Source organism: Ectopseudomonas chengduensis, assembly GCF_900102635.1.
Taxonomy (GTDB): Bacteria; Pseudomonadota; Gammaproteobacteria; order Pseudomonadales; family Pseudomonadaceae; genus Aquipseudomonas; species Aquipseudomonas chengduensis.
Window position 1 is genome coordinate 36,794 of sequence record NZ_FMZQ01000024.1, and the last position, 17,316, is coordinate 54,109.

Below are 17,316 nucleotides of genomic sequence, written 5' to 3' on the forward strand. Positions count from 1 at the left end.
TTTCTTCGAATCGTCGTTCATGAAAAGCCGGGCATGGTGGCCTGATCGTCTGAGCCGAGCTCGCGGATGGCATTCACACCTGCGGAGCAGGTTTGTGGGAGGAGCTTTAGCGGCGAGCTTTTTCGCGGCTAAAACGGGTCACCAGCTGGTCCTCCCACAAAACTGATGGGGTGGATGAAAAGAGCGTCAGCTACGCGCCCCGATCCACCCTACGGCATCAGAAAGACAGACGTGGCTGGGCTGGAGTCAGTTCCACGCCCTGTTGGCCGTTCGGGCCGATCAGTTGTACCTGAATCTTCTCGGTGGCGGGGAAGCGTTTGAACAGCTCGGCCAGATCCAGTTGTTTCAATTCGTTGGCCTTGGCGCATTCGAAGCGGTAGTGCGCATGAATGTCGCTGTGTTCGCCTTCGTGCTTGTGATCGTGATGGTCATGCTTGTGGTCGTGCGCCTTGCCAGCGAACAGGGGGCTTTGCAGTTCGACCTCGGTGGCCTTGCAGTCGCCGCTGGTCAGGGCGAACAGGCTGATGGGTTGCTCCAGCTCGCGCTTGGCGGCCGCGACCTTGGCCTTGTCGGCATCGCTTTTGGCTGCATGTTCGAAGCCGACCAGGTTCATCGCCGGGCTTTCGAATTGCAGCTCCAACAGGTTGCCGTCCAGCGCGGCATTGAGGCTGGCGACACCATGCTCGTGGGCTCCCAGGCTGTCGTGGGAATGTTCGTGGTCGTGATCATGGCCGTGCTCATGAGCCTGGGCAGCGACCAGGGGCAACAGGGCGAAGGGCAGGGCGAGCAGCAGGTGGCGCATGGTTATCTCCAGCGTAGGTGCGATTTGATTGTTACGTTATAACAACTTTCGTGGCGAACTGGCCAGCCTGGCGCTGCCGTGGGAGCATGTGAATTCCTGACTGGAGGCTGAACATGGTGCGAATACGTGGGCGCATTGGCGACTGGCCGGTGGATCTGACGCTGGAGCTGGATGCTGAGGACTGGGCGCAACTGGCGCAGCACGTGGCGGTTACGCCGGTTGCCAATGTGGTGGCACCGACTCCCATGGCGGATGCAGGTGATGCGTTATGGCAGACCGCATTGCAGCTGGTGCGTGAGGCGGGGCAGGTCGAAGGGCCACGGCTGATGGCGCAGCTGGCTGCGCTGGCTGGTGGCGAAGCTGCAGGCAAGCGCTTGCTGGTGCGTCTACGTCATTGCGAGCAGATCCGCATGGAAACCGGCGCGGATGCGCCGATCTATCACTGGCAGGAGTAGTCGCTCAGGCTGTTAGGGTGTCGCGCGCTGCCATGCAGCGCGCAACGAGACGCTGGCGCCGCCATCGCTGGTGCGCACCACAAGGCGAGGGTCGTAGGGCGTACCGGGGCGCCGGCCGCTCGGAAGCAGTACGCCGTTGAGGGGAGTGTTGGACGTGAGTTGCGGTGCAGAACTTGGCACGGCCCGGCGGACTGTTCGCTGGCGCTCCTGAGTCCGCCCTACGTCAGAGTTCTCCTTCTGCTCTTGCTCTTGCTTGTAGCCTACAGCCAGCAGCCGCTTTTAATAGATCGCCTGATACAGCTTGCGGCGGTATGTGGTGACCAGCGGATGATCGCCGCCAAGCAGATCGAAGACCTGTAGCAACGTCTTATGCGGCAGGCCATCGGCGTAGCTGCGGTTGCGCACGAACAGCTTGAGCAGGCCGTCCAGCGCCGCTTCGTACTGCTGGCGCGCCAGTTGTTGCACGGCCAGTTGATACAGCGCTTCGTCGTCCTCGGCATTCTGTGCCAGGCGGCTTTTCAGCGTGGCCACTTCCGGCAGATCGGCGGCCTGGCGCAGAAAGGTCAGTTGCGCCCTGGCGCCGGCGAGCGCCTGCTTGTGTTCGTCACCCTTGACCGCATCGAGTGCCACCTGGGCTTCGCCCAGCTCGCCGCGCTCGGCCAGGCAGCGCGCGTAGAGGATCAGCGCGGCAGCATTTTCGTTGTTTTCGGTCAGCACCTGCTTGAGCAGTGTTTCGGTGTCGGCAAAACGGCCTTCGGCGAACAGCGCCTGAGCGGCCTCCATCGGGTCGGCGGCGCTAGGATCCGGTTCGGCGACGTGCGGCTTGAGCATCTCGCGGATCGCCGCTTCCGGCTGGGCGCCGGCGAAGCCGTCCACCGGCTGGCCGTCCTTGAACAGCACCACGGTGGGCAGGCTGCGAATACCGAAGCGCATGACGATGTCCTGCTCGATGTCGCAGTTGACCTTGGCCAGCAGCAGTTCACCGGCGTATTCCTCGGTGATCTTCGCCAGCATCGGCATCAGTGCCTTGCACGGCGCGCACCATTCGGCCCAGAAGTCCACCAGCACCGGTTTGTGGAAGGAGTTCTCGATCACCAGTTGCTCGAAGTTGGCGGCGCCGGAGATGTCGAAGATGTAAGGGGAGTCGCTCATGGTCGGTCTCGAAAAAGCAGGGCAATGGTCTATTAATGCGGGCAGCGTGGCGCGGTTACAAGGGGCGCGCGGCGTGATACAGGCTGACTTCGCGGAATTCCGCCGGTTCGGCCAGGTCCGGCCAGGTGCAGCCATCCAGCACTGCCAGGCGCTGGTAGAGCGGGTGTTGGAAATCCTTGACCCGCGAATCGGCCACCAACGCCTGACGGCCGCGGCTGAGAAAATGATCGAGCAGCGGCAGGTTGGCGCGATCATAAAGCACGTCGGCGACCAGAATCAGGTCGTAGCGGTCCGCTTCGGCGAAGAAATCTTCCGAGTAGTTCAGCGTCACGCCGTTGAGCTCGGCATTGGCGCGGCTGGCGGCCAGCGCCACGGGGTCGAGGTCGCAGGCCACCACTTCGGCGGCACCTGCCTTGGCTGCGGCAATCGCGGCCACGCCGGAGCCTGAGCCGAAATCCAGCACGCGCTTGCCGCGTACCCACTCGGGGCTTTCGGCCAGCCAGCGGGCGAGCACCAGGCCGCTGGCCCAGCAGAAGCACCAGTAGGGCGGCTCTTCGAGGATGCGCCGGGTTTCCTCGGGGTTGAACGCGCGATCCATATTGCTGGCGTCGATCAGCCACAGGGCGATATCGGTACCCGGCAGCGTTTCGGCCACCAGGCGGGCATCGCCGAGCAGTTCGCTCAGTGCCTGCTGCAGCGCTTCGGGTGGCCTCATGGCGCCGGCACCAGCTGCAGTGCGCCAAGGTCCTGATCGCGCAGCTCGACGATGGTGCGTGCCGGCAGGCGTTGCACCAGGCGCCCGGAGTGACTGACCCGGCCACGCAGTTCCAGACGCAGATCCTGCGGTGCCTGCAGGTTGTTCAGGGGTAGATGAAACGGCAGCGCTTCGCCGTTGCCACGCAGATGAACCTGGCCGAGCAGCGCGCGCGGCCTGCCGCGCATATCCACGCCCAACAGTGCCAGGTCGACATCGGCGCCTGCCGCGACGCCAAGCAACTCGCCACGCAAGCCAGGGCCCTGAATCGGCGCAGAGCTGGGTTCTGCCGGTGCCGGTGCGGGTGCGGGTGCTGGCGTGGGGGGCGGTACGGTGGTGGTTGGCTCGCCGGCGCAGGCGACAAGCAGGCCGCTCAGGGCCAGTGGCAGGAGGTATCGGATCATGGCATGTACTGCTCTTGGAGGTGCTTGCCCATAGCTTAATTTGTCTTGTACCTGCCAAGCAGGCCTTCTCAAGGCTACTTACATTTTTCAACGGCGTGCTATGCGCTACCATGGTGCCTTTGCCGCCAATCAGTCAGCGCCTGCCATGCATTGTCCCTTCTGCGCCGCCAACGACACCAAGGTCATCGATTCCCGTCTGGTCGCCGAGGGCGATCAGGTGCGCCGCCGCCGCGAGTGCGTGGCCTGCGGTGAACGTTTCACTACCTTCGAAACCGCCGAGCTGGTGATGCCACGCCTGATCAAGCAGGACGGCAGCCGTCAGCCCTTCGATGAAGAGAAGCTGCGCGCCGGCATGCAGCGTGCGCTGGAAAAACGCCCGGTAAGCGTCGAGCGCCTGGAAGAGGCCATCGCCCGCATCAAGCAGCAACTGCGTGCCACCGGCGAACGCGAGGTGAAATCGCTGGTGCTCGGTGAGTTGGTGATGACCGAACTGAGCAAGCTCGACGAGGTGGCCTACATTCGTTTCGCCTCGGTCTACCGGCGCTTCCAGGACCTCAACGAGTTCCGCGAAGAGATCGAACGCCTGGCCCGCGAACCGTCGAAAAGCCGATGAGCGAGCGCGACCACTTGTTCATGGCGCGCGCCCTGCGGCTGGCGCGCAAAGGCCTTTACTCCACCCATCCCAATCCGCGTGTCGGCTGCGTCATCGTGCGTGATGGCGAGATCGTCGGCGAGGGCTGGCATGCCCGTGCCGGCGAACCGCACGCCGAGGTTCATGCCCTGCGCCAGGCGGGCGAACGGGCACGCGGTGCCACCGTCTACGTCACTCTGGAGCCCTGCAGCCACCACGGGCGTACGCCGCCCTGCGCCGATGCGTTGGTCGCCGCCGGTGTCGGCAGGGTGGTCGCGGCGATGCAGGACCCCAACCCGCAGGTCGCCGGGCGCGGCCTGTTACGCCTGGCCAATGCCGGTATCGAAGTGCTGTCCGGCGTGCTGGAGGCCGAGGCGCGCGCGCTCAATGCCGGTTTCATCAAGCGCATGGAAACCGGCCTGCCGTTGGTGCGGGTCAAATCGGCGATGAGTCTCGATGGCCGCACGGCCATGGCCAGTGGCGAGAGCCAGTGGATCACCGGGCCGGCGGCGCGTGCGGAAGTCCAGCGCCTGCGCGCGCAGTCCAGCGTGGTGCTCAGCGGCGCCGACACCGTGCTGGCGGACGATGCCCGTTTGACCGTACGCCCTGACGAGCTGGGGTTGGGTGCCGAAGCCACCTTTATGGCGGCCTCGCGGCCGCCGCTGCGGGTGCTGGTCGATGGCCGGCTGCGGGTACCGCTGAGCAAGTCCTTCTTCCAGGTCGGCCCGGCGCTGGTGGCCACCTGTGCGGCTGCAGCCGCCCGTGATCGCTATCTGGCCGATGGCCACGAGCTGCTCGCCGTACCGGGCAGCAATGGGCACGTCGATTTGCGCAAGTTGCTGCTGGAGCTGGCCGGGCGTGGCGTCAACGAGGTGCTGGTCGAAGCCGGGCCGCGTCTGGCCGGCGCCTTCGCCCGTGCCGGGTTGGTGGACGAGTACCGTATCTTCGTTGCGCCCAAGCTGCTCGGCTCCAGTGCTCGGCCGTTGTTCGAGCTGCCGCTCAACCGTATGGCCGAGGCGCCGGAGTTGCAGATTGTCGATATCCGCGCCGTGGGCGACGACTGGCAGATCACCGCGGTGCCCAAGGCCAGGTAGGGTGCGTCGCAGTTCTCTCTGGGCCCCTTGCCTGATGGCAACGACTCAAGCGGGCCTGGCCGATTGGCGGTTGACCCTGCTGCGCGCAGCGCACCCTACGACCCATGCGCCGCGACGATAAATATGGTAAAACGCCACGCGGCCATTCATATGGCTGCAACGTTCTCAGGGCGGGGCGAAATTCCCCACCGGCGGTAATGGTTCGTAGAACCTAGCCCGCGAGCGCTCGCCATGGCTCCTGCCAGGCGAGGTCCAGCAGACCCGGTGCGATTCCGGGGCCGACGGTATAGTCCGGATAAAGAGAGAGCGGGATTCCCTCCACGGGCGCCTCGTGCGTGTCCGCGAAATCCCTATCGATCGGCATTGCCCTGTTTTTGACCAAAACAGGAGTTCGTCCATGCTGTTCAGCAATACCTTCAACGTGAAACCGGAGGGCGTATGTTCACCGGCATAATCGAAGCCATCGGCAGTATCCGCGCCATGACGCCCAAGGGCGGCGACGTGCGCGTCTACGTGGCCACCGGCAAGCTCGACCTGGGTGACGTCAAGCTCGGCGACAGCATCGCCGTCAACGGCGTGTGCCTGACCGCAGTGGAACTGCCCGGCGACGGCTTCTGGGCCGACGTCAGCCGCGAGACGCTGGCGCGCACCGCCTTCGTCGACCTCAAGCCCGGCAGCGCCGTCAATCTGGAAAAGGCCCTGACGCCCACCAGCCGCCTCGGTGGGCACCTGGTCAGCGGCCACGTCGACGGCGTCGGCGAGATCGTCTCGCGTGCCGATAACGCCCGCGCCGTGCAGTTCAAGGTGCGCGCCCCGCGCGAGCTGGCCAAGTACATCGCGCACAAGGGCTCGATCACCGTCGACGGCACCAGCCTGACCGTCAACGCGGTCGATGGCGCCGAGTTCGAACTGACCATCGTGCCGCACACCCTGGCCGAGACCATCATGGTCGACTACCAGGCCGGGCGTAAGGTCAATCTCGAAGTCGACCTGCTGGCGCGTTACCTGGAGCGCCTGCTGCTCGGCGACAAGGCCGCCGAGCCCAAGGCCTCGGGCCTGACCGAAAGCTTTCTCGCCGAACACGGCTACCTGAAGAATTGAGGAGACGCCCCGATGGCGCTCAACACCGCTGAAGAACTGATCGAAGACATCCGCGCCGGCAAGATGGTCATCCTCATGGATGACGAGGACCGCGAGAACGAAGGCGACATCATCATCGCCTCCGAATGCGTCACCGCCGAGCACATCAACTTCATGGCCCGCTTCGCCCGTGGCCTGATCTGCATGCCGATGACCCGCGAGCGCTGTGAACTGCTCAAGCTGCCGCTGATGGCACCGCGCAACGGTTCCGGCTTTGGCACCAAGTTCACCGTCTCCATCGAGGCGGCCGAGGGCGTGACCACCGGCATCTCCGCCGCCGACCGCGCCCGCACCGTGCAGGCTGCCGTGGCGCGCAATGCGGTAGCCGACGATATCGTCAGCCCCGGTCACATCTTCCCGCTGATGGCCCAGCCCGGCGGTGTGCTGGCGCGTGCCGGCCATACCGAAGCGGCCTGCGACCTGGCGCGCATGGGCGGTTTCGAACCGAGCGGGGTGATCTGCGAGATCATGAACGACGACGGCACCATGGCCCGTCGCCCGGAGCTGGAGAAGTTCGCCGAAGAGCACGGCCTGAAGATCGGCACCATCGCCGACCTGATCCACTACCGTCTGATCCACGAGCGCACTGTCGAACGCATCAGCGAGCAGCCGCTGGACACCGAACTGGGCCAGTTCAACCTGGTGACCTATCGCGATGGTGTGGAGAACACCGCGCACATGGCACTGACCCTGGGCACCATCTGCGCCGAAGAACCGACCCTGGTGCGCGTGCACAACATGGACCCGCTGCGCGACCTGTTCATGGTCAATCAGCCGGGGCGCTGGAGCATGCGCGCTGCCATGGCGGAAGTGGCCAAGGCCGGCAGCGGCGTGGTGCTGCTGCTGGGCAACCCACTGACCGGGCCGGAGTTGTTGGCGCTGATCAGCCGCCAGCAGCCGGCCAATCCTGCGACCTACAGCACCGTGGGCGCCGGCTCGCAGATTCTGCGTGACCTCGGCGTACGCAAGATGCGCCTGATGAGCTCGCCGATGAAGTTCAACGCGATATCCGGCTTCGACCTCGAGGTTGTAGAATACCTGCCTTCTAAATAAGAAGCGGCTCGACAGAGCCGCATCTGATGACCCTCTCCCTCCGGGAGAGGGTGCCCGAAGGGTGGGAGAGGGAATTGTGGCCAACGCCGAACCCTCTCCCCCGGCCCCTCTCCCACAAGTGGGAGAGGGGAGCAAAGCCCGCTCCCCCGGGAGCACGAATTTTATTTTCGGGGCGCACGACGCCCCGGCTCTTTAACCCATGTGAGACCCGTCATGACCCTGAAGACCATCGAAGGTACCTTCATCGCCCCGCAGGGCAAATACGCCCTGGTGGTAGGCCGTTTCAACAGCTTCGTCGTCGAGAGCCTGGTCAGCGGCGCCATCGACGCCTTGGTGCGCCATGGCGTGCAGGAAAGCGACATCACCATCATCCGTGCGCCGGGTGCCTTCGAGATTCCGCTGGTCACCCAGAAGGTCGCCCAGCGTGGCGAATACGCGGCGATCATCGCCCTCGGTGCGGTCATTCGTGGCGGCACTCCGCACTTCGAATACGTCGCTGGCGAGTGCACCAAGGGCCTGGCCCAGGTTTCCATGGAATACGGCGTGCCGGTCGCCTTTGGCGTGCTGACCGTCGACTCCATCGAACAAGCCATCGAACGTTCCGGCACCAAGGCGGGTAACAAGGGTGCCGAAGCTGCGCTGTCTGCCCTGGAAATGGTCAGCCTGCTGGCGCAGTTGGAGGCCAAGTGAGCAACTCCGGTAACGGCCAGCCGGCCAAGAAGGGCCCCAGCGGCAAGATTCTCGCGCGCCGCGAAGCCCGTACCCTGGCCATGCAGGCCCTGTACTCCTGGCATATCGCCGGGCAGCCGCTGAACGAGATCGAAGCGCAGTTTCGCGTCGACAACGATTTCAGCAAGGTCGATGGTGCCTACTTCCACGAGATCCTGCACGGCGTGCCGCGGCAGAAGACCGAGCTGGACGAGACCTTCACGCCCCTGCTCGACCGCCCGCTGGAAGAGATCGACCCGGTCGAGCTGGCCATCCTGCGCCTGTCCACCTACGAGCTGAAGAACCGCGTCGACGTCCCCTACAAGGTGGTGATCAACGAAGGTATCGAGCTGGCCAAGGTTTTCGGTGCCACCGACGGGCACAAGTTCGTCAACGGCATCCTCGACAAGCTAGCGCCGACGCTGCGCGCTACTGAAGTAAGCGCCAACAAGCGCTGAGGCCCGCGGGGATGCTCGATTCACGATCCTGCGCTCCCGTGCCCTGCCTGAACTGTGCAGGGCCGGCCCACGGCAGATCGTTGCCGGCTCATGGGTGAGTTCGAGCTGATCCGTCGCTATTTCGCCGCTGCCCCCTGTGCGCAGGGTGGTGACGGCGTGGTTCGCGGTATCGGCGATGACTGCGCGCTGCTGGCGTTGCCCGCCGGTGAACAGCTGGCGGTTTCCACCGACACCTTGGTTGCCGGGGTGCACTTCCCCGAATCCTGCGATGCCTTTCTCCTCGGTCAGCGTGCGCTGGCCGTCTCCGCCAGTGACCTGGCAGCCATGGGCGCTACGCCGCTGGCCTTTACCCTCGCGCTGACCTTGCCGAGCGCCAGTGAAACCTGGCTGGCCGAGTTCGCGCGTGGCCTGCAGCAGATGGCCGAGAACTGCTCGCTGGCGCTGGTCGGTGGCGACACCACGCGTGGCCCGCTGAGCCTGACGCTGACCGTGTTCGGCCGTGTGCCGGCCGGGCAGGCACTGTTGCGCAGCGGTGCGCAGGTGGGTGATCTGCTGTGCGTGGGTGGCGAGCTGGGTGACGCTGCTGGCGCCCTGCCACTGGTATTGGCCCAGCGTGATGCAACGCCTGAAGTCGCCGAGCCTTTGCTGGCTCGTTACTGGTCGCCACAACCGCAGTTGGCCCTGGGCCAGGCGCTGCGCGGCCTCGCCACGTCTGCCCTGGATATTTCCGATGGTCTGCTCGCCGACTGCGGGCATATCGCCAAGGCTTCACAGGTCGCCCTGCAGATCGAACTGGAACAGGTTCCGCTGTCTGCGCCGCTGCTTGCGTTCGCTGGCGAAGAGCAGGCGCGGCTCTGCGCCCTGGGTGGTGGCGACGACTACCGTCTGGCCTTTACCCTGCCCCCAGCCCGGCTCGCGCAGCTGCAAGCCGATTGGCCCGAAGTGTGTGTTATCGGCCGCGTTCAGGCAGGCGCTGGGGTACAGTTGCTGGATGCCGCTGGCCAGCCTATCGATCCGCCAACCGGCGGCTACCAACATTTCTGACAGGACGGAATACGTGTGACCGATCACCCCAACCAGGTTCCCGCCGAATACGTACCGCCTTCGGTGTGGCGCAACCCCTGGCATTTCATCGCTTTCGGTTTCGGCTCCGGCACTCTGCCCAAGGCGCCAGGCACCTGGGGCTCGCTGGTGGCACTGCCCTTCGTGCCGTTGTGGCAGATGCTGCCGGACTGGGGGTATTGGCTGATGCTCGGGGTGACCATGCTGTTCGGCTTCTGGCTGTGCGGCAAGGTCGCCGACGACCTGCGCGTGCACGACCATGAAGGCATCGTCTGGGACGAAATGGTCGGCATGTGGATCACCCTTTGGCTGGTACCTGAAGGTTGGGTCTGGTTGCTGCTAGGCTTTCTGATGTTCCGTCTGTTCGACATCGTCAAACCCTGGCCCATCCACTGGGTTGACCGGCATGTGCATGGCGGAGTCGGCATCATGCTCGATGACGTGATCGCCGGGGTATTCGCCTGGCTGGCGATGCAGGGGCTGGTGTGGGGTTGGGATCGTTATGCAGCGCTGTTGGGCTTTTAGAGAGGCAAGCAAAGATGGCTGCGAGGCTGTTGGCATTGCTGCTGGGCATGAGCGTAATCCTGACGGCGCATGCCGAACTGCAGCCGCCGGACGAGATTCAGGTGGCCAGCGAAGTCTGGGAAGGGCACACCAATGCCGACGGCCCGGGCATGGCCTGGGGTATCCTGCGTGAGGTGTTCGAGCCGGTCGGGGTGCGCTTGCATGTGCAGAGCGTGCCTTACACCCGTGCGGTAGGTCTGGTTCAGCGTGGCAGTGCCGATGCCTGGGTGGGTTCCTACCGCGATGAAATAGATGAAGGTGTGCTGTATCCGCGCTGGCATTACGACGGCGAGCGCGTCAGTGCACTCGGTCTGCGCGGCAAGCCGGCCCCCACGCTGGAGTCGCTCGGTGAGCTGCATCTGGCCTGGAAGCGCGGTTACGAATACCAGCGCTATCTGCCGAATGTGCGGCATTACCGGGAAGTTCGGCAGCATAGCGATATTCTTGGCATGCTTGATCAGGGGCATGCCGATTTCCATATCGACTCCCATTCGGAACTCGAGCTGCTGCTGGCGAATGTTGCGCGACGCGGCCGCTATCAGTTGGTCGAGCTGACCTGGTTGCCGCTTTACATCGGTTTTGCCGATAACGTCAGAGGGCGCGCCCTGGCCGAGCTGTTCGATCAGCGCATGGCGCTGCTGGTCAAGGCCGGGACGTTACGGCCAATCTTCGCGCGCTGGCAGCAGCCTTATCCCTTCGATTGAGCCGGGAGGCCGTCCTACATGCAGTTTCGTCACTGTCTCGCCGTGTTGGCGCTGTTGGGGTCGAGTGTTGTCTGCGCTGCTTCTCAGGTTCAGGTGGTTGGGCTGTTCCCCGGTGCCGCAGTGGTCAATGTCGATGGCCAGCGCAAGCTGGTGCGGGTCGGCCAGACCGGTCCGGGTGGGGTAGAGGTAGTCAGCGTCGACAAGCAGGGCGCGGTGCTGCGTGTCGAGGGTGTCGAGCGCGCCTATCCACTGAGTCGTGAATACAGTGCCGGTTTCGCCGAGCCGGTAAGGAAGCGTCTGAGCATCGCCAAGGGGCCAGGTGGTCACTACTGGATCACCGGTTCGGTCAACGGCCAAAGTGTGCCATTCCTAGTGGATACTGGTGCCACGTCGGTTGCTCTCAACGAAGCCCAGGCGCGCCGCCTAGGCATCGACTTTCGCGTCAGTGGGCAACCGCTCACGGTCAGCACGGCCAGTGGCACGGCGCGGGGCTGGCGGGTCCGCCTGGATCGGGTCAAGGTCGGCGATATCGAGGTGCTTGGTGTCGAGGCCGTGGTGTTGGAGGGTGGCGCGCCCGCCGAAGCATTGCTCGGCATGAGCTTCATGGGGCGGGTGGGCTGGCGCGAAGAACAAGGCATGCTGGTGCTCGAATCCAAGCTTTGAGGTTGCCATTGACCGTTTCGATACTGATGATCGGCAATTCTGACTGACCCGCCAGCGGGGGCTGCTGATACAATGCCGGCCCTGTTTCGTACTCATTGCCAGGAGCATCCGGTGTCCGTCGTGTTCGTCGCCGCCTCCCAACTGCCCACGCCCTTCGGTGTGTTCACCATGCACGGTTTTCTCGATGAGGCTACCGGCAAGGAACATGTCGCCCTGACCTTCGGCAATGTTGCCGACGGTGCACCGGTGCTCGGGCGTCTGCACTCCGAATGCCTGACCGGCGACGCCCTGTTCAGCCTGCGTTGTGACTGTGGTGCCCAACTGCAGGCTGCGCTGCAGGCCATCGCCAACGAAGGCCGCGGCGTGCTGCTGTATCTGCGTCAGGAGGGCCGGGGCATTGGTCTGCTGAACAAGATCCGCGCCTATGAGCTGCAGGACGGTGGGGCCGATACCGTGGAAGCCAACGAGCGCCTGGGTTTCGGCGCTGACCAGCGTGATTACGCCATCTGCCTGCCGATGCTCGAGCACCTGGGCATCGACAGCCTCAAGCTGATGACCAATAACCCGCGCAAGGTCAAAGCGCTGGGTGACATGGGTATCGCCGTGGATCACCGTGTGCCGTTGCAGATTGCACACAACCCCTACAACAAGCGCTATCTTGCCACCAAGGCCGGCAAGCTCGGTCATATGCTGGGCAACCAGCATCAGGGTGAGACCGAGGAGCGCCTGTGACCCGAGGCCAGGTAAAGCGGCGTCTTGCGCTGGCCTGGTGGCGTCAACTGGGCGTGGCGCTGGCGCCCTTGTTCATGTTCAACCTGCTGTTCGGCGGTGGCGGTCACACGGTCATGAGCATGCCGATGTTCATTGCCGGCCTGGCCTCGATGTTCGTCAGCCTGCCGCTGTTCTCTGCCTACAAGCACGCCCTTATCGCCACCCAGAAAGCCCTCGATAGTGACGAGGAACCCGCCGCCTGGCTGGAGCTGGATCGTGTTCGTTTGCGCGCCCTGCTTGGCGCTGCGCTGCCTGCGTGGATCGCCGCGTTGGCAGTCCTTGCTGGCCTCGAGGCGATCCCGCTGGTACTGCTGGCGCTGTCGTCCATCGTGCTGCACAGCCTCTACCGCATACCCCGCCAGTTGGGTTGATGCGCACGCTGCTGCTCGCGCTTTGCCTGCTGGCGTTGCCGCTGTCAGCTGCCGAGCGTGTGATCAGCCTGGCTCCCTCGCTCAGTGAAATCATGCTCGACCTGGATGCGGCCGACCTGCTGGTCGGCGTGCTCGAAGGCGATGAGCATCCCGCCGCGCTGGCGCACCTGCCCACTGTTGGTCGTTATGGTCAGCTGGAATTCGAGCGACTGTTGCAGCTGGCGCCGGATCTGATCCTTATCGCACCCGGTAGCGTGCCGCCGGCGCAACAAGCGCAGTTGCAGCGTTTCGGTATCGACCTGCTGATCGTCGAGCCGCAGCGCCTTGACCAGCTCGGCGATGCCTTCGTGCGTATTGGTGAGCGAGTGGGCCGGATGGAGCAGGGCGAGCGGCTGGCGGCCGAGTTTCGCGCCGAGCTGCACGCGCTGCGCCAGCGCTACCAGCGGGAGCAGCCCCTGACGGTGTTCTATCAGGTCTGGCACCAACCGCTTTACACCATCGGTGGCGAGCAATTGATCGGTGACGCCTTGCAGGTGTGCGGCGCGCGCAACCTGTTCGCCGATCTACCGCAGCCGGCGCCACAGGTCAGTGTGGAGGCTGTGTTGGCGCGTGACCCAGACGTGATACTTGGCGGCAGCAATGCCGAGTTGAGCGCCTGGCAGGCCTGGCCGCAGTTGCATGCGGTGCGCCGCGGCCAGGTCTGGGCGGTGCCGGACAGGGGCCTGGAGCGGCCCAGCCGGCAGATGCTGGGGGCTATCGAGCAGTTGTGTGAACGGATGAAGGCTGCGCGATAGCCCGGCGGGGAGGTGCGCGCGGCGCACCCTACGCATGTTACAGGTTGGGAGTCCAGGTCATGCCGAGCATGAGACTGAGAGGTTGCTCACGGTAGCCATAGTATTGGGAGTTCTCGGCGTTCTGGTAGAGGACGCGGCTGTAGCCCTTGTCCAGCAGGTTATTAAGTTTTAGGTCGAAGCCCAGCTCCTGGCTGGCCTGCCAACTGCCGCGCAGATCGAGCACGCCGTAGCCGGCGATTTCACGATTGTTGGCAGGGTCATCGAAGCTGCGGCTGACCAACTGCCAGCTGGCGCCAATGCCGAAAGCACCGAAGTTGCGGTCGATATCCAGGTTCAACGTGCGCTTGGCGCGACGTTGCAGGGTATGGCCACTATCGCGATCGCGTGGGTCTATCAGGCTCACCCCCAGCGTGGTCTGCCAGCCGAGCAGTTCATGTTGCAACGAGGCTTCGAAGCCATTGATGCGGGCCGTGTCGACGTTGTAGTTGCGGCCGACAAAGGTGCTTGAGTTCCACACATAGGCGATCAGATCGCGTACGTCGGTGCGGTAGATCGAGGCTTCGAGGCGGGTCTTCTCGGCCAGTTGGCTGCGCCATTGCAACTCGTAGCTCTTCGATTTCTCCGGATTGAGATCCGGGTTGGCACCCCAGGAAGCAGGGCCGTAGAGATCGTTGAACGTGGGAACACGGAAGCCTTCGGCGTAGGACAGAACCACGTCGTTGACGCGGTTGAGCGGCACGGTCAGAGCTGCGTTCCAGGTGTTCTCGCTACCGAATTGCTGGTTCTTGTCGTGACGCAGGCCCAGTTCGGTACTGAAGTGTTCGCCGCGGTAGCTGTGTTGAATGAAGCCGGCCTGGTTCCAGCGGCTTTCCTCGCTATATGCGGTGCTGCTTTGCAACTTGTCCTTCTGGTAATCGGCACCAAGCAGCAGGCCGTGGCCATTACCCAGGTCGAGGTTGTTCAGCCAGGCGGCCGAGTTGCGATAGCTGTTGAATGCATCGGTGCCAGCGAACAGCTTGTCGCGATCTTCCAGTTTGTCTTCGCCGTGGCCGATTTCCAGGCGGCTGTTCCAGCTTTCGCTGAGCCGGGCATCGACGAAGGCCGAGAGGCTACTGAGGCTGTAATCGCTGTAGGGCTTGGCCGGGAAGCTGGTAAAGGTGCTGTCATCCCAGCGGCCATAGGGGTTGTCGTACTCACTCTTGCCACGCTGGTCGAGTGCGCTGAGGCCAATCTGCAGATCGTCGTTGAAACGGTGGTTGAGGTTGAAGCTGAAGGCGCGATTGCGATAGGCGTCGTGATCGGCATCGGATGCCCAGGAGGGGCCGGTGCGATCGATGCCGGCGGTTTCTTCCAGGCTGGTGTTGAGGCTGTAGCGTGTCTGCTGGTCGCCACCGGATACGCCCAGGCTGCGTTCCCAGGTTCCCTGGCTGCCGCCAGCGATGCGCAGGTAGGGATGAACGCCTTCGCCCTGATCTCGGCGAGTGAAGATCTGCACCACGCCACCGATAGCATCGGCGCCATAGAGAGCGGAGCGAGAGCCGCGCAGCACTTCTACACGTTCAATCTGCTCGATGTTCAGATATTGCAGGCTGGCGCCGCCGGAGGAGACCGAGCCGGTACGTTGACCATCGATCAGCACCAGGCTCTGCGCATTGTTGGTTCCACGGATGAACAGGCTGGTATTGCTGCCACGGCCGCCGTTCTGCACGTATGCGCTCCATAGACCCCATCTTCAACTGACCTCTCCGTATCCCGGATGCTGGGCTCCCTATTTTCCCGTGGAGTTCCGTCATGATGCGTCCCGACGCCAAAGTGCAGAAGGTCTATCTCTACCCAAAGCCCGTCGACTTCCGCAAATCCATCAATGGACTGGCCGCGCTGGTCGAGCTGGACATCAAGGTGGAGGTGTTCAACCCGGTGCTGTTCGTGTTCCTCAATCGCACCCGCAGTCAGGTCAAGATTCTCTACTGGGAGCGCAATGGCTTCTGCCTGTGGCTCAAGCGACTGGAAGCTGAGCGTTTCAAGACCAAACCCGATGCGGGTGACGAAGCCATCGAACTGACGGTCGACGAGCTGAACTGGCTGCTCGACGGTATCGACCTGTGGCGTAACCGTCCGCATCAGGTTCTGACGCCGCGTTACGTGGCCTGAGCCGGTATAATCCGGCGCCATGAAATTTGGCGCCGACAACCTTCCCGACGATCCCGTCCTGCTCAAGCAGATGCTGCTGTTGGCTCAGGGAAAGGTGGCGCAACTCCAGGAACAAGTCGCCTTGCTGCGCCACAAGCTGTTCTCGCCCAAGTCCGAGCGCAGCCCTGAAGATGCCGACTCGCCGCAGTTGGCCATGTTCAACGAGGTCGAAGAGCTGATCGAAGCGCCGGCCGCCGAGCCAGTCGAAGCCGAAGAAGTCGTTGCGCCGGTCAAGCGCCGTGGCAAACGCAAGCCGCTGCCGGCCAACCTGCCGCGTATGGAGGTCATCCATGAGCTGCCCGAGCATGAGCTGACCTGCGCCTGCGGTGCCTGCAAGCAGGTGATCGGCGAGGAGACCAGCGAGCAGCTGGAGATCATCCCGATGCAGGTGCGGGTCATCCGCCACATCCGCAAGACCTATGCCTGCAAGGCCTGTGAAACCGCGCCGGTCACCGCCGACAAGCCGGCACAACTGATCGAGAAGAGCCTGGCCAGCCCCAGCGTGCTGGCGATGCTGCTGACCACCAAGTACGCCGACGGCATCCCGCTGTACCGCTTCGAAAAGATGCTCAGCCGCCACGGCGTCGACATCCCACGCCAGACCCTGGCGCGTTGGGTGATCCAAAGTGGCGAGCAACTGCAACCGCTGCTCAACCTGATGCGCGACAAACTGTTCGAATACCCCGTGCTGCACTGCGACGAAACGCGCTTACAGGTGCTGCATGAACCGGGGCGCGACCCCTCGGCACAATCCTGGATGTGGGTGCAAAGCGGTGGGCCGCCGGACAAGCCGGTGATCCTTTTCGACTACACAGCCAGCCGCGCGCAGGAGGTGCCGCTACGCCTGCTCGATGGCTACCGCGGCTACCTGATGACCGACGACTACGCCGGCTACAACGCCGTGGCTGCACGCGACGGCATCGAACGCCTGGGCTGCTGGGCGCATGCGCGACGCAAGTTCGTCGAAGCCCAAAAGGTGCAGCCCAAGGGCAAGACTGGGCGTGCCGACGTGGCGCTGAGCCTGATCAACAAGCTCTACAGCATCGAGCGTGACCTGAAGGACGCTGACCATAACGAACGCCTCGACGTCCGCCAGCAACGCAGCCAGCCCCTGATCGACCAACTCAAGGCCTGGCTGGACAAAACCCAGCCGCAGGTCGCTGGGCAGACGGCCCTGGGCAAGGCGGTGAACTACTTGGCCAGAAACTGGAGCAGGCTGGTGCGCTACATCGAAGGCGGGCATCTACCGATCGACAACAACCGCGCCGAGAACGCCATCCGTCCCTTCGTCATCGGCCGCAAGAACTGGCTGTTCAGCGACACGCCCAAGGGTGCCACGGCCAGCGCGCAGATCTACAGCCTGATCGAAACTGCCAAAGCCAACGGGCAAGAGCCTTACGCCTGGTTGCGCCACATCCTTGAACGCCTGCCGACCGCCAGTAGCGTCGAGGATTACGAAGCGCTGCTGCCGTGGAGTTGCTCGCCAGCGAGCGCATCCTGACAGACCCGCCACATCAGCAGTAGGTGGGGTTTATGGAGCAGTTAC

The 17,316-nt window shown here is 63.9% G+C and carries 21 protein-coding genes and 1 riboswitch; of the genes, 16 read left to right on the top strand and 5 right to left on the bottom strand.

The annotated features are described in order from the left end of the window. Positions 1-217 precede the first annotated feature (217 nt). On the bottom strand, positions 218-802 hold the full coding sequence (locus tag BLS08_RS24845; protein ID WP_017675591.1) for a DUF2796 domain-containing protein: 585 nt from the start codon (positions 800-802) through the stop codon (positions 218-220). 113 nt (positions 803-915) lie between these two features. Here BLS08_RS24845 and BLS08_RS24850 point away from each other — a divergent pair, with 113 nt between their 5' ends. Continuing rightward, positions 916-1,257 carry a hypothetical protein gene (locus tag BLS08_RS24850; protein ID WP_017675590.1) on the top strand — a complete coding sequence of 114 codons (342 nt, stop codon included), beginning with the start codon at positions 916-918 and terminating at the stop codon, positions 1,255-1,257. A 279-nt stretch (positions 1,258-1,536) separates the two neighbouring features. Here BLS08_RS24850 and trxA read toward each other — a convergent pair whose 3' ends face one another. Genes trxA through BLS08_RS24865 form a run of 3 tightly spaced genes read right to left on the bottom strand, consistent with a single transcriptional unit; the run spans position 1,537 to position 3,567 of the window. Beyond that, entirely contained in the window at positions 1,537-2,409 is an 873-nt protein-coding gene (gene trxA, locus BLS08_RS24855) for a thioredoxin (RefSeq protein ID WP_090337648.1), read from the bottom strand. A 55-nt stretch (positions 2,410-2,464) separates the two neighbouring features. Continuing rightward, on the bottom strand, positions 2,465-3,124 hold the full coding sequence (locus tag BLS08_RS24860; protein ID WP_090337649.1) for a class I SAM-dependent methyltransferase: 660 nt from the start codon (positions 3,122-3,124) through the stop codon (positions 2,465-2,467). Then, positions 3,121-3,567 carry a hypothetical protein gene (locus BLS08_RS24865; protein ID WP_090337651.1) on the bottom strand — a complete coding sequence of 149 codons (447 nt, stop codon included), beginning with the start codon at positions 3,565-3,567 and terminating at the stop codon, positions 3,121-3,123. The genes BLS08_RS24860 and BLS08_RS24865 overlap by 4 nt, the downstream gene beginning before the upstream one ends. Positions 3,568-3,712: 145 nt before the next feature. On the opposite strand from BLS08_RS24865, the gene nrdR reads away from it, so the two are divergent. The 13 genes from nrdR (at position 3,713) to BLS08_RS24930 (ending at position 13,580) form a co-directional block, all read left to right on the top strand. After that, positions 3,713-4,180, top strand: a complete 468-nt coding sequence (nrdR, locus tag BLS08_RS24870) for a transcriptional regulator NrdR (protein WP_003243991.1) — start codon at positions 3,713-3,715, stop codon at positions 4,178-4,180. Continuing rightward, entirely contained in the window at positions 4,177-5,292 is a 1,116-nt protein-coding gene (gene ribD / locus BLS08_RS24875; protein WP_090337653.1) for a bifunctional diaminohydroxyphosphoribosylaminopyrimidine deaminase/5-amino-6-(5-phosphoribosylamino)uracil reductase RibD, read from the top strand. Before nrdR ends, ribD begins: the two co-directional genes overlap by 4 nt. 157 nt (positions 5,293-5,449) lie before the next feature. Further along, positions 5,450-5,604, top strand: a riboswitch (FMN riboswitch). A gap of 126 nt (positions 5,605-5,730) precedes the next feature. Beyond that, on the top strand, positions 5,731-6,393 hold the full coding sequence (locus BLS08_RS24880; RefSeq protein ID WP_017675583.1) for a riboflavin synthase: 663 nt from the start codon (positions 5,731-5,733) through the stop codon (positions 6,391-6,393). Between the two features lie 12 nt (positions 6,394-6,405). Then, complete coding sequence (ribBA, locus tag BLS08_RS24885) at positions 6,406-7,485, top strand: bifunctional 3,4-dihydroxy-2-butanone-4-phosphate synthase/GTP cyclohydrolase II (RefSeq protein ID WP_021489585.1); 1,080 nt, start codon at positions 6,406-6,408, stop codon at positions 7,483-7,485. A gap of 213 nt (positions 7,486-7,698) precedes the next feature. Further along, positions 7,699-8,175, top strand: a complete 477-nt coding sequence (gene ribH, locus BLS08_RS24890) for a 6,7-dimethyl-8-ribityllumazine synthase (RefSeq protein WP_074858119.1) — start codon at positions 7,699-7,701, stop codon at positions 8,173-8,175. Then, positions 8,172-8,651, top strand: a complete 480-nt coding sequence (gene nusB / locus BLS08_RS24895) for a transcription antitermination factor NusB (RefSeq protein WP_090337655.1) — start codon at positions 8,172-8,174, stop codon at positions 8,649-8,651. The genes ribH and nusB overlap by 4 nt, the downstream gene beginning before the upstream one ends. A gap of 90 nt (positions 8,652-8,741) precedes the next feature. After that, a complete protein-coding gene (gene thiL, locus BLS08_RS24900) occupies positions 8,742-9,695 on the top strand; it encodes a thiamine-phosphate kinase (RefSeq protein WP_090337657.1) in 954 nt (317 codons plus the stop codon). 15 nt (positions 9,696-9,710) lie between these two features. After that, positions 9,711-10,238 carry a phosphatidylglycerophosphatase A family protein gene (locus BLS08_RS24905; RefSeq protein ID WP_090337659.1) on the top strand — a complete coding sequence of 176 codons (528 nt, stop codon included), beginning with the start codon at positions 9,711-9,713 and terminating at the stop codon, positions 10,236-10,238. Between the two features lie 14 nt (positions 10,239-10,252). Next, the gene (locus BLS08_RS24910; protein ID WP_003463202.1) at positions 10,253-10,981 is read left to right on the top strand and encodes a substrate-binding periplasmic protein; all 729 of its coding nucleotides are present in this window, start codon (positions 10,253-10,255) and stop codon (positions 10,979-10,981) included. 18 nt (positions 10,982-10,999) lie between these two features. After that, positions 11,000-11,644, top strand: a complete 645-nt coding sequence (locus tag BLS08_RS24915) for a TIGR02281 family clan AA aspartic protease (RefSeq protein WP_003463199.1) — start codon at positions 11,000-11,002, stop codon at positions 11,642-11,644. Positions 11,645-11,755: 111 nt separating this feature from the next. Further along, positions 11,756-12,376: a GTP cyclohydrolase II gene (gene ribA, locus BLS08_RS24920; RefSeq protein WP_090337661.1), complete on the top strand. Its 621-nt coding sequence runs from the start codon at positions 11,756-11,758 to the stop codon at positions 12,374-12,376. Continuing rightward, positions 12,373-12,786: an MFS transporter gene (locus BLS08_RS24925; protein WP_090337664.1), complete on the top strand. Its 414-nt coding sequence runs from the start codon at positions 12,373-12,375 to the stop codon at positions 12,784-12,786. The genes ribA and BLS08_RS24925 overlap by 4 nt, the downstream gene beginning before the upstream one ends. After that, positions 12,786-13,580, top strand: coding sequence for a cobalamin-binding protein (locus BLS08_RS24930; protein ID WP_090337666.1), 795 nt, complete (start codon positions 12,786-12,788; stop codon positions 13,578-13,580). The genes BLS08_RS24925 and BLS08_RS24930 overlap by 1 nt, the downstream gene beginning before the upstream one ends. A gap of 37 nt (positions 13,581-13,617) precedes the next feature. Here the strand turns inward: BLS08_RS24930 and BLS08_RS24935 are convergent, their stop codons facing one another. After that, on the bottom strand, positions 13,618-15,288 hold the full coding sequence (locus BLS08_RS24935; RefSeq protein WP_090337668.1) for a TonB-dependent receptor domain-containing protein: 1,671 nt from the start codon (positions 15,286-15,288) through the stop codon (positions 13,618-13,620). A gap of 83 nt (positions 15,289-15,371) precedes the next feature. Here BLS08_RS24935 and tnpB point away from each other — a divergent pair, with 83 nt between their 5' ends. Both tnpB and tnpC read left to right on the top strand, forming a co-directional pair. Continuing rightward, a complete protein-coding gene (tnpB, locus tag BLS08_RS24940) occupies positions 15,372-15,731 on the top strand; it encodes an IS66 family insertion sequence element accessory protein TnpB (RefSeq protein WP_003458507.1) in 360 nt (119 codons plus the stop codon). Between the two features lie 19 nt (positions 15,732-15,750). Then, positions 15,751-17,271, top strand: coding sequence for an IS66 family transposase (tnpC, locus tag BLS08_RS24945; RefSeq protein WP_124097827.1), 1,521 nt, complete (start codon positions 15,751-15,753; stop codon positions 17,269-17,271). Positions 17,272-17,316 lie beyond the last annotated feature (45 nt).